Origin of the sequence: Exiguobacterium sp. USCH10, from assembly GCF_037619445.1 — a bacterium.
In the GTDB taxonomy this organism is placed as follows: domain Bacteria; phylum Bacillota; class Bacilli; order Exiguobacteriales; family Exiguobacteriaceae; genus Exiguobacterium; species Exiguobacterium aestuarii_A.
In genome coordinates this window covers 724,465-737,489 of the sequence record NZ_JAQPZO010000001.1, presented here as the reverse complement: position 1 = coordinate 737,489, position 13,025 = coordinate 724,465, and the positions used below count along the sequence as shown (strand labels likewise).

15 protein-coding genes and 1 other annotated feature are annotated in these 13,025 nt (G+C 47.9%); of the genes, 7 read left to right on the top strand and 8 right to left on the bottom strand.

Going from position 1 to position 13,025, the window contains the following annotated elements:
• Positions 1-140: 140 nt before the first annotated feature.
• The 3 genes from bshB2 to pdxK are packed head-to-tail and all read right to left on the bottom strand — an operon-like array spanning position 141 to position 2,039.
• On the bottom strand, positions 141-791 hold the full coding sequence (bshB2, locus tag PQI28_RS03780) for a bacillithiol biosynthesis deacetylase BshB2 (protein ID WP_339962562.1): 651 nt from the start codon (positions 789-791) through the stop codon (positions 141-143).
• Positions 788-1,159, bottom strand: a complete 372-nt coding sequence (locus PQI28_RS03775) for a YojF family protein (RefSeq protein WP_214695888.1) — start codon at positions 1,157-1,159, stop codon at positions 788-790. The genes bshB2 and PQI28_RS03775 overlap by 4 nt, the downstream gene beginning before the upstream one ends.
• Before the next feature lie 55 nt (positions 1,160-1,214).
• Positions 1,215-2,039 carry a pyridoxine/pyridoxal/pyridoxamine kinase gene (gene pdxK / locus PQI28_RS03770; RefSeq protein ID WP_214785603.1) on the bottom strand — a complete coding sequence of 275 codons (825 nt, stop codon included), beginning with the start codon at positions 2,037-2,039 and terminating at the stop codon, positions 1,215-1,217.
• 186 nt (positions 2,040-2,225) lie between these two features.
• Between pdxK and cbpA the strand changes: the two genes are divergently transcribed.
• Positions 2,226-2,861, top strand: coding sequence for a cyclic di-AMP binding protein CbpA (gene cbpA, locus PQI28_RS03765; protein ID WP_214695898.1), 636 nt, complete (start codon positions 2,226-2,228; stop codon positions 2,859-2,861).
• A 34-nt stretch (positions 2,862-2,895) separates the two neighbouring features.
• On the opposite strand, the gene PQI28_RS03760 is transcribed toward cbpA, so the two are convergent.
• From PQI28_RS03760 to PQI28_RS03750, 3 genes are all read right to left on the bottom strand, one after another.
• A complete protein-coding gene (locus PQI28_RS03760; protein WP_339962643.1) occupies positions 2,896-3,378 on the bottom strand; it encodes a GNAT family N-acetyltransferase in 483 nt (160 codons plus the stop codon).
• A 99-nt stretch (positions 3,379-3,477) separates the two neighbouring features.
• The gene (locus tag PQI28_RS03755; RefSeq protein WP_339962561.1) at positions 3,478-4,362 is read right to left on the bottom strand and encodes a diacylglycerol/lipid kinase family protein; all 885 of its coding nucleotides are present in this window, start codon (positions 4,360-4,362) and stop codon (positions 3,478-3,480) included.
• A gap of 132 nt (positions 4,363-4,494) precedes the next feature.
• On the bottom strand, positions 4,495-4,869 hold the full coding sequence (locus tag PQI28_RS03750) for a hypothetical protein (protein WP_074034233.1): 375 nt from the start codon (positions 4,867-4,869) through the stop codon (positions 4,495-4,497).
• Positions 4,870-5,028: 159 nt separating this feature from the next.
• Between PQI28_RS03750 and PQI28_RS03745 the strand changes: the two genes are divergently transcribed.
• From PQI28_RS03745 to PQI28_RS03730, 4 genes are all read left to right on the top strand, one after another.
• Positions 5,029-5,460, top strand: coding sequence for a MarR family winged helix-turn-helix transcriptional regulator (locus PQI28_RS03745; RefSeq protein WP_214746962.1), 432 nt, complete (start codon positions 5,029-5,031; stop codon positions 5,458-5,460).
• A 121-nt stretch (positions 5,461-5,581) separates the two neighbouring features.
• Complete coding sequence (locus tag PQI28_RS03740) at positions 5,582-6,217, top strand: FMN-dependent NADH-azoreductase (protein WP_015880490.1); 636 nt, start codon at positions 5,582-5,584, stop codon at positions 6,215-6,217.
• 79 nt (positions 6,218-6,296) lie between these two features.
• Complete coding sequence (locus PQI28_RS03735; RefSeq protein ID WP_339962560.1) at positions 6,297-6,974, top strand: uracil-DNA glycosylase; 678 nt, start codon at positions 6,297-6,299, stop codon at positions 6,972-6,974.
• A 143-nt stretch (positions 6,975-7,117) separates the two neighbouring features.
• Positions 7,118-7,311, top strand: a binding site (T-box leader).
• Positions 7,312-7,356: 45 nt separating this feature from the next.
• Positions 7,357-8,916, top strand: a complete 1,560-nt coding sequence (locus tag PQI28_RS03730) for an aromatic amino acid hydroxylase (RefSeq protein ID WP_224862910.1) — start codon at positions 7,357-7,359, stop codon at positions 8,914-8,916.
• A 43-nt stretch (positions 8,917-8,959) separates the two neighbouring features.
• On the opposite strand, the gene PQI28_RS03725 is transcribed toward PQI28_RS03730, so the two are convergent.
• Entirely contained in the window at positions 8,960-9,958 is a 999-nt protein-coding gene (locus PQI28_RS03725; RefSeq protein WP_339962559.1) for an alpha/beta hydrolase, read from the bottom strand.
• A gap of 30 nt (positions 9,959-9,988) precedes the next feature.
• Positions 9,989-10,810 (bottom strand): Cof-type HAD-IIB family hydrolase, encoded by an 822-nt coding sequence (locus tag PQI28_RS03720; protein WP_271305945.1) that lies wholly within the window; start codon positions 10,808-10,810, stop codon positions 9,989-9,991.
• A 125-nt stretch (positions 10,811-10,935) separates the two neighbouring features.
• Here PQI28_RS03720 and PQI28_RS03715 point away from each other — a divergent pair, with 125 nt between their 5' ends.
• The gene (locus tag PQI28_RS03715; RefSeq protein ID WP_026824524.1) at positions 10,936-11,628 is read left to right on the top strand and encodes a response regulator transcription factor; all 693 of its coding nucleotides are present in this window, start codon (positions 10,936-10,938) and stop codon (positions 11,626-11,628) included.
• Positions 11,625-13,004 (top strand): sensor histidine kinase, encoded by a 1,380-nt coding sequence (locus PQI28_RS03710; protein ID WP_339962557.1) that lies wholly within the window; start codon positions 11,625-11,627, stop codon positions 13,002-13,004. The genes PQI28_RS03715 and PQI28_RS03710 overlap by 4 nt, the downstream gene beginning before the upstream one ends.
• Positions 13,005-13,025 lie beyond the last annotated feature (21 nt).

Genomic DNA, 13,025 nt, shown 5'->3' with positions numbered 1-13,025 from the left:
GTGTTTGAAACCAATGAATGAAATTGTTCGTACAGTCTAGAAGAGGTGAAAACATGGGACAAATCGTTGTAGTATTCGGAACGTTAATCGGTCTTGGGACCGTTGGGGCATTACTTTATATGACCCGTCTAGCCTATGAATCATGAGAACGGATAATGATAGAAGCGCTCACGTTGGAGTAACTCCATGACGTGGGCGTTTTCTGCGTTGTCAATCGCGCGAAGTAGACCTTCCGTCTGAGAACGATGGGCAAAGAGGGAGTCTTTTTTCTGCTCGCTCTCTTCCGTCACATCGACGATCACGTGAGGTTGTCCTAGTTCTTCTTCTGTGCGGCGATCGAATGCTACACCTAAAAACTCAGGGCGTGATTCTCCCATCTCTTGAAGTGCTCGTACGACAGCATGAGCTGTCGCTTCATGGTCCGGGTGAACGGCATATCCTGGATAGAACGAGATGACGGTTTCCGGCTTCACTTCGTCAATCAATGCGCGGAAGCGACCAGCGAGCTCGGCCTCGTCCTCAAATTCAACGGTTTTATCACGAAGTCCCCACATGCGCAGGTCCTCGATGCCCATCATCCGACAAGCTTCTTCAAGTTCATGCTTTCGAATTTTAGGGAGCTCCTCACGCGTCGTAAAAATCGGGGAACCCATGTTGCGTCCCATCTCGCCGAGTGTTAAGCAGACATACGTGACCGGGAGTCCTTTTTGACGATGTTGGATGATTGTTCCGGCCGAGCTGAACGCCTCATCGTCCGGGTGTGGGAAAATGACAAGTAATGGTCCATTCATTGATTCTCCACCTCCGATGCTCCTTGCGGGAGCGGTTTGATATCGATATGCAGCGCACACGCCAGTCGACCGAGACGATCGTGACCAGCGAGTAGTAACTGTTCGCCGTGCACCTCATAGTCGGTCAATCCTTCAACATAGAGCCAGCCGTGATCAAGTTTTAAGCCGACACGGTAAGGTCCGTTACCTTTGATTTGACCGATGCTATATTCGATTTTGGCATTACGGATAAACATCCCGGCGTTATGGAAGTCCGGGTCGTTATGTGTCGCATAGGCACCGTTTGTCGTCTCGACATGCACGAAAAGTGGCGTTGCGACGTGATTGTCTAAATATTGCTGAATGTGATCAGGTTGAATCGCTTTCACGTCTGTCCCTCCAATGGAAAGGATGACCCGAAACGTCACGTTCCGGGTCATCTGTTTACGATTGTGTTGCTACTTTTTTACGGTATCCCGTATGGTTCGTCGGTCCGACATATTGGTTGAGACGGAATGAGTGACGAACTGCTTCTGTGATAAATTCTTTTCCGATTTCAATCGCTTCTTCGACCGTATGGCCGTTTGCGAGAGAAGCCGCGATGGCAGAAGAGAACGTGCATCCACCACCGTGTGTGAACGCAGGCTCGATTTTTTCACTTTCAAGCAGGCGGAATTCGTTTCCGTCGTACAAGACGTCGAATGCTGTATCGAAACCAAGTTTGCCACCGACTTTGACGATGACGATCTCAGCGCCGAGCTCATGGATCAGGCGAGCCGCTTCTTTGATTTCGTCCATCGTCGATGGTGTTTTATCGAGGCCAGCGAGCATACGCGCCTCGAATAAGTTTGGTGTGATGATTTTTGCGACTGGTACGAGATGTTGACGCATCGCGACCGCAACGTTCGGGTCAAGGATCTCATCCGCACCTTTACATGCCATGACCGGGTCAACGACGGCATTCTCGATTCCGTATTCTTTAATCTTACGTGCTGCGAGTTCGATGATTTCAGGTGTCGGGAGCATCCCCGTCTTCACTGCATCGACTCCGATCCCAGCGAGCACCGTATCGATTTGTTTCTCAATCAATGTCGTGTCGATTGGAAAGACTTCGTGGTTCCATGCGTTGTGTGGATCTTGTGCCACAATGACAGTCAAAGCTGTCATACCGTACACACCGAGTTCTTCCATCGTTTTGAGGTCGGCTTGGATACCCGCGCCGCCGCTCGTATCAGAACCGGCAATCGTCAATGCTTTCTTCATCGTCATAATCGTCCATCCCCTTTGTCTGTTTGGATAGTTTCACTATAACGACTTTTTCGTATTCCGACAAATGCAAGGATTACAAGAAGTGTTCATAACTTTTCAGAAAAAGTATGCAGGATGTTCATCATATTTGGGGAATAATAATGAATAGGGTGTAGACCACTTTATTATTGGCTGGGAGGAAAACGCATGTTAGTGCATAGCTTATGTATCCCGAAGAAAGATGTTGTCACGATCAGTGAAAAGGCAACATTGCGGGAAGCGCTTCATACGCTTGAAGAAACAGGATATCGTTGTGTGCCTGTTTTAGACGAGACGGGGAAATTTTTCCGCGGTAACATTTATAAGATGCATATTTATCGTCATGGAATGAACGGGGAAAACATGGACGATAATGTGATGACGCTCATTAAAAATACGCAAAAATACGTTCATGAATCCGACGGCTTCTTCGAAGTCTTTTTCTCGATCAAAGAATTGCCATACATTGCTGTATTGAAAGATGAGAGCAATGAGTTTTATGGTATTCTTCCGCACGGGAAGATGCTTGGGATGCTCGAGGAGGCATGGAGTCGTGACACAGGTAGCTACGTCTTGACGATTGCCTTGAGCGAACAGGCAGGAGCGCTCGAGAAGATTACAAAAATCGTGAACAAGTATACGTCAATCGCAAGCTTGATGACGCTTGATGCAAAAAGTAAGGTGTTGCGTCGCGTACTCGTGACGTTACCACCGGATTGCGAAGAAGACATGAAGAACAAAGTTGTTGCCAAGCTTGAACAAAAAGGCTTCCGAATCGTCGAAGTCGAGAACTTGAACAACTAAGTCAAAGCCCTTTCACGTGACGTGAAAGGGCTTTTTAGTTGAGTCGTTTTTCCATCCGGATGTCGGACCAGAATTGACCGTCCCAGTAAGTGAAGTGCTCGATTCGTCCGATTTCTTCATAACCGAGTTTCGTATAGAGTCGATGGGCCGTGTGATTGAAGGCGAACACGCCGAGCTCCATGCGAGGCGTCCCCTGCGTCCGCAGTTTCTCCTCCAGTAAACGAAGGGACTCCGTGCCCACGCCTTTGCCGCGTCCTACGGATTCCCCGATGACAAACCCGAGCCACGCCGTACCAGGTTCTTGACGGTACAGATGAGGGGGGTCATACATGACGTTCATTTCACCGACGAGATGGTCGTCTGCATAAATGAGAAAAATATCATGTGTCAGAAGACGATCCTCTAAATCTTCGACCGTCATCTCATAATGAGCGGTCAATTCTTCTTCAGACCGACTCGGACGAATCAAATGCACGATTTGTGGGTCATTATTCCAGCGATTGAATGTCTCGACGATTTCGTCGGATGCTGTTGTAAGTGGAACAAGCGAGATGTTGATAGGTCATTCTCCTTTCTCGCTTGTTAACATTCGGTTTCGTTCATAAAAGTCCTTCTCTTATACGGGCTTCAATACGTTCAAATGACTCGGTAAAATTTCAAATGTAAATGGCAACGTTCCACCAGTGTCACCGTCTGCATTTACAGGAAGGGATTCAGGCGAGTTGACGCTCACCCGTGTCGTACAGAATGACGTGACACTGTCCGTTTCCTTTAATTTTCCTGTGAACAGGGCAGGCGTTAATTGAAGTGCGTCTTTTAGACCGAGCTCTTCAAAAATATAGACGTGCAACAATCCATCATTCAGTCGCGCGTCCGGTTCGAAATTCTCAAATCCTCCGACCGAGTTCGTCAAGGCGATGACGACGAGATAAGCTTCACCATCAAATTGACCGTCCTCACTTTCAATCGACAACGTATAAGGACTATGTTCGCGGAACGCCTTCACGCCTTCAATTAGATATGCGAATGGCCCCCACTTTGTCTTTTCTTCCACGCTAACTTCATCGACCGCCTCGGCAATGAGACCAATGGCAATGACGTTCATAAAATAGCCGTTCTCATATTTTCCGATATCCATCGGTGTCGGTTCAGCGTCACGAAGAGCTTCAATCGCTTTTTTTGGATCATTTGGTACACCAAGTGCGCGGGCGAGGTCATTGACCGTACCGAGCGGGATGAGTCCAAAATCGGGACGATGAGGCGCTTCCGCAAGTCCGGTGACCGCTTCGTTCAACGTCCCGTCTCCACCCATCGCAATGACGGCTTTATATTGCTTCTCCGCTGCTTCTCGTGCAAAGTTCGTCGCATCTTGTTCTTTCTCCGTGAAGCGGACATCCACGTGTCCATATCGTTCACGCAACACTTCCTCCGCATGTGTCGCGTGTTGTTCCCCCAATTCTTTTCCTGAGGATGGATTGACGATTAACATGACTGTGTCCATTCCAACATATCTCCTTTTCGGTTCGAATACTGTCCTTTATTCCCGTCTGCGAAATCGATTACTCCTAAAAAAATCCCCATGATCGTCAGCACTTTCGGCTGATCTTCATGGGGATTGGAACATGTCATTCATTTAATAATGACGGAATGCGGACATATCTAAATGACTCGCTTCAGACTCATCCACTGCGAGTTCGATGCGCAGATGTTCATGAAACGGAGAAACGAGGGCGCCCATGCAGGCGACCGGTTCATGGTCGGGGACCGGTGATTTACGTTTCGTTTTGACGAATAAATAATCCGATCGCTTCAACGTCAACAAGAAACGTTCCACGGCGTGCGGTTCACGGGTCACGTTTGGCCAAGGTAAATGATTGAACAATAAAAAGACCGCGCCTTCCTTTTCGAGCGCATAGTCCGGTGCGATGCCTTCCCGATTCAACAAATCGATGACAGCATGCAAAAACTCCCGTTTAATCGTCAATGAAATTTCGTAATACTCACGCATACGGTCCACCCTTTCTTAAAATCACAATACTACCATTCTAAACGTTTCCGACATACGCGACAATGAAGAAGTTCCTTGACGAAGTATTTTTCCCGGCTTATACTGCATAAGTCCTGCTATACTAGTGATATATGATGAACGAATTGAGGTGAAACCGACATGATTGAATCCCTTGAATTGAAGGCATGGGTCGTTCTCGCACGAACGATGGATGCCATCAGCGATCGTGTGAAAGAAGATTTACGACGCCACCAGTTAAATTCAACAGAGTTCGGTGTTTTATCCGTTTTGTATAAACGAGGAGATACCCCGTTACAACAAATCGGGGACCAGATTTTGATTACGAGTGGTAGCGTGACATACGTGATCGACAAGTTGGAAAAGCGTGGGCTGATTGAACGAATCGCCTGTCCGTCCGACCGTCGCGTCACATACGCCTCGTTAACAGAGGATGGGAAGGCGCTCATGGATGTCGTCTATCCACAGCACATCGAAATCTTTAAAGATATATACGGACCGTTAAGCGATGAAGAGACGGAACAATTGATTTCGTTATTGAAACGAGTCGGTTATAACGCAGCGGGCAAATAAAGCCCGTTGCTTTTTTCATTAATATCTTGAAGTTAAAATAATTGACGATGAGATATACAGATGATATAGTTCTAACTGTTATTGAAAAAAATTAGAGATTACCCAAATGGAGGATTACACGATGACTAAAGTATTATATGTATCGGCTAACCCGAAACCAACTGAACTTTCATACAGCAAACAAGTTGCAGAAACATTCGTATCAACACTCAAGGCTGAAAACGCATCAATCGAAGTAGAAGCAATCGAACTCTACGATGTCGATGTACAAGAAATCGATGGAGACGTGCTCAGCGCATGGGGCAAATTCGCATCAGGCGAAGCACTCACTGACGTGGAAGCGAAAAAAGTAGGCACAATGAGCGGCATGCTCGAGAAGTTCATGGAAGCGGACCTTTATGTATTCGCAACGCCAATGTGGAACTTCTTCTTCCCAGCACGCATGAAAATGTTCCTCGACAGCGTCCTCATGGCGGGTAAAACGTTCCGTTACACGGAGCAAGGTCCTGTCGGATTGCTTGAAAACAAACAAGCGATCCACATCCAAGGAACAGGTGGTATCTACACAGGAACTGATCTTAACTTTGCAGACGCATACCTCCGCCAAGCGCTCGCGTTCGTCGGTGTGTCTGAAGTAACGACGGTAGCAGTTGAAGGGATGAACCAATACCCGGACAAAATCGAAGAAATCGTTGCGGACGCGAAAGCGAAAGCAGAAGCACTTGCGAAGGAAGTTGCAGGCGCAGTAACGGTATAATGCGAAAGACGAGTCGGCTGGCTCGTCTTTTTGTATGCTCGCATTTTGGGTATCATACAAAGGGAAAGGGGAGTATGCAATGGGAGAGCAGTTATCGAGTCGATTACTTGGAGATTGGACAGACATCATCCAAGACGAGATGAGTCAACCTTATTTCCAACAGTTAAAGCAATTCGTCGATCAAGCGTATGAGGAGACGATTGTTTATCCGAACCGTGAAGACATTTGGAATGCGTTTGTTTACACGAAGTTTAGTGACGTGAAATGCGTGATATTAGGACAAGACCCGTATCATGGACCAAACCAAGCGCATGGTCTCAGTTTTTCGGTACAGGATGGGGTGCGTTTCCCACCGTCGTTACGAAATATCTTTCAAGAACTAAAGGACGACATCGGGTGTGACATTCCGAAGAGTGGGAATTTAGAAAAGTGGGCGAAACAAGGAGTCCTCCTTTTGAACACAGCTTTGACGGTCGAAGCGGGAAAGGCGGGCTCGCATCGTGGGAAAGGGTGGGAACAATTCACCGACTCGGTGATTGAGCGACTAGGGAGTCGTGAAGAGCCCATCGTATTCATCCTGTGGGGGAATGACGCGAAGAAGAAAATGAAATGGATCGGAGAGCAGCATAAAGTGCTCACGTCCGTTCATCCGAGCCCACTATCATCCCATCGTGGATTCTTTGGATCAAAGCCGTTTTCTCAAGTGAATGACGCTTTAAACAAGTGGGGACAGTCCCCAATCGATTGGTGTCTTTGACAGTCTACGAAAATTCGTAGACTGTTTTTTGTTGACGCGTTGAAAAACCTTTGGTACAGTAACTAACAAGACGTCACTTTAGTGCTTAAAAGCATATATGCATAACAGCATAACTGTATAAAAGATAGAGAAATGAATACGTAGTAGAAGCGAAGAAGGAACCGAAGTAGAGACATCTTCCCTGGCCCAGAGAGCGTGTGGTGCTGCGAACACGCCCAAAAGATGAATCGAATTACAGTTCCCGAGCTCTCATGATTGAGCGGTCCCCCGTTATCGGATGAAGTGGCTAGATGTTTTCTAGCAACCAGGGTGGTACCGCGGCTTTGTCGTCCCTATCGATTGAATCGATAGGGATTTTTTTGACTTTAAAGGAGGACTTCACATGTTGACACAATCGATTCCAGCACATCTTGCCCCACATATTTCACCGCAGTTTTACAATGAATACACACCAACGGATCATGCCGTCTGGCGCTTCGTTTTAAGCTTGAATCTGCATACGTTAGAAGGAAAAGCGCACCCGTTTTACATCGAAGGTTTAAAACGGACGGGAATGGGACCAGACCGATTACCGAACGTCGAACAGATGACGGATGAGATGCGGGCAGCGGGATGGTCGACGGTCGCAGTGGATGGACTCATCCCAGGCGTTGCCTTCTTTGATTTCCAAGGGAACGGAATGCTGCCGGTCGCGACGGACATTCGAAAAGTCGAGAATATTTTATACAGTCCAGCACCTGATATCATTCATGAGGCGGCAGGTCACGCGCCGATGCTGATGGACCCGACGTTCTCGGAAATCGTCAAACGTTTCGGACAACTAGGAGCGAAGGCGTTCATGAACCGTGAAGAGCATGCTTCGTTCGCGGCGTTGAAACGCTTGACGATCGTGAAAGAGAACGCCAACTCAACGGAACAAGACATCGAGGCGGCAGAACGAGCGGTACACGAAGCGAAAGCGCAAGTGACCGGTTTTTCAGAGGCACAACAAGTCGCACGTATCTTTTGGTGGACAGTTGAATTTGGATTGATTGGTGACCTTGAGAATCCGATGATTTACGGGGCGGGCCTCTTGTCATCTGTCGGTGAAAGCCGTCACTGTCTGACCGATGCGGTCGTCAAACATCCATTTGATTTGGAGCATGCGCTACAGACGAAGCAAGACGTGACGAATATGCAAAAAGAACTATTCGTCATTCCAGACTTTGAGACGCTTTCTTCCGTTTTAGATGAATTAGAGGGGAGAATGGCCATTCGAAAAGGTGGGGTTGAATCGGTCACAAAAGCATTGGCGTCGGGAAGTCAATCGACGATTCGACTCGAGGACGGTTCAGAACGTGTCGGCATCGTTCGCCACATGACAGAATCGAAGGAACATACGCTCATCCAATGGGATGAGTGCACAGTCGTAAAAAATGGTCAGTTGACGAAACGAGAACGTCACGGACTTCTCATTGTCCATGACACGGAATCGGCGCTAGACCGCGATGATCTCCTCGAGGACGGAATGACCCTTCGTCAAGCATGTGCATCGGACATGCTCGAAGGGGTGACCGTTCAACTAGAAGGACGGACGATCTCACTCGATTCACTCGAAGTACGCGTCGATTCACTTCCATCGGTCTTCCCTGGGACGACGGTGGAAGAATTGACGATCATTGAAAAACCGGTGATCATCGAACGGGATGAACGTGTATGGACGAAAGATGACCCGATGTTCAATCGCATTCACCTCATGCGTGAACGCGGGGAATCGATTGATGGTCTCGTTCCAGACATTTTATCCGAGCACCCGGATGCGTGGTTGTTACACATTGAATGTCTGGAGTTAGTAGAAGACGAGGAATTGAAGCAGGCATTGATTGACCGACTTGAAGCACTTCGTCATACATCTCCATCCCGAAATGAATTGATTGGACGCGCGTTCGAACTGTTACGCTAACGAAAATAAGCGACGCTCTCTGAATAGAGAACGTCGCTTATTTTTATACGGATTGATTCGTCGTTTCACGTAAGAACGTGATCAGACGGCGATACGTCGAATTTGCCGCCGGGCGGTCCATTTCGAAGTAATAGTTATGACCGAGTTCGTGTTCGTTCCGGTCATAAAATATTGTCGTCACATCCGTTCGACCTGAGAGAATTGTTGCAAATTCTTTCGCCTGATCTTCAAACGAATGGTCGTTTCCGTCAGCGATAAACGTCGGAACGAATGTGGCAGGTACGTTGACGAGCGGCGAAGCTTCAGCGACGACCGGGAGTGTTTCCCAGTTGTATGTGCCGAAATAAGCCCAACCGATGCGTTTGAACAAGAAGCGGTTCACAGATTTCGATGATTCGAGCCATGAACGTTTCAAGTCGAATGGTGCAGACAATAAGATGGTTCCAAGGATAGACGATTTCGGTACAACTTGTCTGACTTTGGCTGAAGGCGAGTAGTCGTCATTCAACTGAATCCCGACAAACTGTGCAACGAGCTGTCCACCGTTCGAATCACCCGCGAAAAAGACGCGGTCCAAATCGAGACGGAATCGATCGTTGTTTTCAGCGATGAATGTATACGCTTCTTCCATTTGCTGAAGTGGTGTCGGATACGTTACATCTGGCGCAAGCGCGTAGTTGATACTGACGACGTTGTAGCCGTTACTCGCAATCGAGGTGGCGTATTTTAAGACGTCAGATTTATCACCACCGACGAACGAACCACCATGCACCCAAAAGATTGTTGGGACAGTTTTTCGGTCGCCTTCATAGCGAATCAAATCAAACGTCCCGTTGTCATAAGAAGACAAGTAGTCGATGTCTTTTCGGACAGACGTCTTTTGAACGACTTCCTCGAATCCCTTCATCTCCACTTCGTTCCCCCCTGCGAACGAAGTTTTGATTAAACGTGTTGCTGGTTTAGGTGAAAGGAACACATAAGCCGCTCCCGCGACCGCTGTTCCAATCAGCCCGACTCCAGCGCGTTTCAACCCTTTATTCATCTTACTTCCTCCCTTTCTACAACCAGAAGCTTATTGCGTGACGAGTACGTCCGCCATATATGTCTCGATGACATGCGCAATTCCGTCTTCGTTGTTTGACTTCGTAATGAAGTCCGCTTTCCCTTTGACTGTCGTATTGGCGTTACCCATCGCAACACCGAGACCTGCCCATTCAATCATCGTCAAGTCATTGTTTCCATCACCGCAAGCGATGACTTCTTTCTGGGCGATGCCGAGTTGATCAGCTAGGAAAGCGAGGCTTGTCCCTTTTGTGACACCGGCTTCCGTGAACTCTAGGAAGAACGGTTTTGAACGAGCGACGGCCAATTTTCCAGCCAACTCTTCTTGAAGCTTCGTCTCAATTGGAGCAAGCGTGTCACCATCGGCAAGCATCAAACATTTAACGACAGGTGCAGTCACAGCTTCTTTAAAGTTATCGACATGAACGACCGGCATACCTGTCAATTCACCTTCGATATCCGTATACGGGTTCGGGCGATCGGTTACGATTTCGTTACCGACGTACGTATGAATCGCGATTCCTTCCCGTTCACTGATATCATGGAGATGGGCGACTGTGTCCGGTTGAAGCGTGCTCGAGAAAATTTCCTCGTTCGTCGCGCAATTGATGACCGATGCACCGTTGAACGATAAGATGAAGCTACCGTACTTCGCAAGTTCCAATTCACGGGCTGCATCCCACATCGCAAACGTTGGTCGGCCGCTCGCGAGCACGACTTTATAGCCGCGCTCTTGCGCATCGAGAAGTGCTTCTTTTGTTTTAGGGGAAATCGTATGGTCGCTCGTGAGGAGCGTATCATCCATATCCAATACAATCATCTTGTAACTCATAGTAGTAGGGGGTCCTCCTTCAGAATCTAATGACTCCATCCTAAACCTTTTTAAGGTCAATTGACAACCTTGTCGCAAAAACGTAACTATAATGTAGAGAAGTGAACTCTAGAAGAGGTGTAAATATGAATCGAATTTTAGTAGCTGAGGACGAGCATGCGATTCGCAGCTTCATTATTGTGAATTTAAAACGAGCCGGTTTCGATGTGTTTGAGGCGACGAATGGACGAGAGGCGGTCACCGCATTTGACCGTGAACCGTTCGATGTCGTCTTATTAGACGTTATGATGCCGGAGATGGACGGGTTCGAGGCATGTGCGGCCATTCGAGATATCGATGAAAACGTCGGGATTATCATGTTGACGGCACGGACGCTCGAAGAAGATAAAATCGAAGGACTCGGAAAAGGGGCGGACGATTATATCGCCAAACCGTTCAGTCCAGGCGAATTGGTAGCACGCATTCAAGCGTTGCTGCGACGCGTGGAAAAAGTGAAACGAAAAGACTCGAAGCGGTTGAAGTCAGGCCCATTCGCGATTGATCTTGCGGCGAAGCAAGTGACGAAGTACGGTCAATCGATCGATTTGACGCCGACCGAGTATGACTTGATTTGTCATCTTGTTCAAAATGAGGAAATTGTTTTATCGCGTGATGCACTACTCGATGCCGTATGGGGCGTCAACTACTTCGGTGACCGCAAGACCGTCGACGTTAACATTCGTCGCTTGCGTCAAAAAATCGAAGATGACCCGAGTCATCCGATTTATATTGAAACATTATGGGGTCACGGATATAAATGGCGGAGACATGAAGCATGAAACAACAGTTAGTTATTCGCATGATGATTGTCGTGACGATCGTCTTGCTTTTACTCGTCAGTGTCTTGTCTTACGGGACATATCGATACTATTACGAGTATGAGTCGGAAGCGTTACTCAGTCATGCGACTACGAGTGCATATTTATATCCTCAAGCCCAAGTCGGGTTTGAGACGCCGAGTGCCTTTTCCGTTCTCGTCCGGACATTCGGATATCCCGGAACCGATTTGACGATTGTCGACCAGAGCGGTTCAATCGTCAAGACGACCGGTCAACGGACGAGGCAGGCATCTTTTTCACAAGAACAATTGCAAGAGCTATCACGAGGTGAGTCGGTCGTTCAGGACTATGACGTCGGTGACGAGCATTACTTATCGGTCACCAGTCCGATTATGACGAACGATACGTCAGAGTTCGCCATTAGCTTTACACGCCCACTTGAAGACTTAGATACGCTCATCCGTGAAATTTGGATGACCGTCGTCATGATTGGTGTCCTCATCTGGTTACTCGCGCTCTACACGGTCATTCGCATTGCCGATCGTTTCGTTCGTCCGATTCGTCAAATCATCGAAACGGCAGATGAGATGGCTCAAGGTGATTTCGATGTGGCTGTGGAGTCGAATGAGAAACATGAGCTTGGGGCATTGGCTCGGACACTCACGTATTTAGGTGCGAAAGTACAGCAGCACCAGTCGACACGTAATGAGTTTCTCTCGAGCGTCTCCCATGAATTGCGGACACCGCTCACATCGATTAAAGGATGGACGGAGACAATTCGAGGTGGCGATGAGAAGTTGTCTGAAGAAACGGAGCTTGGTCTGAGTATCATTCATTCGGAAACAGAGCGCATGATTGGTCTTGTAGAGCAGCTTCTCGATTACACGAAGATTGAAGAGAGTCGATTGGTCTTGTATCGTCAGGAACTCGATTTAGTCTCCTTGTTGCGAAAAGTGACGTTGCAGTTAAAGCAGTCGCTCGAAGACAAAGGCATTACACTCATCGAACGTTATCCTCAAAAGTCAGTCGGGCTATTTGATGAGAATCGATTGAAACAAGTGTTCCTGAACATTCTTGAGAATGCGATTCGCTTTTCACCGGATGGCGGGACATTGACCATCCGTTTCGTTCAATCAGAACGTGTCGCCTTCATCTCGATCATCGATGAAGGTCCTGGTATCTCACGTGATCATTTGCAGCGTATCACCGAAATGTTCTATCAGGCCCATGTGACGGAAGGGAGTAGCGGTCTCGGACTCGCCATCTCCAAAGAGTTGATTGAGGCACATGAAGGAAAACTCGTCATCGAGAGTGAGGTCGGACACGGGACGACCGTGACGGTTTTATTACCTCTCGACCCGAGTGAACTACATTAATAGGGTTAAACCTCCCGAATT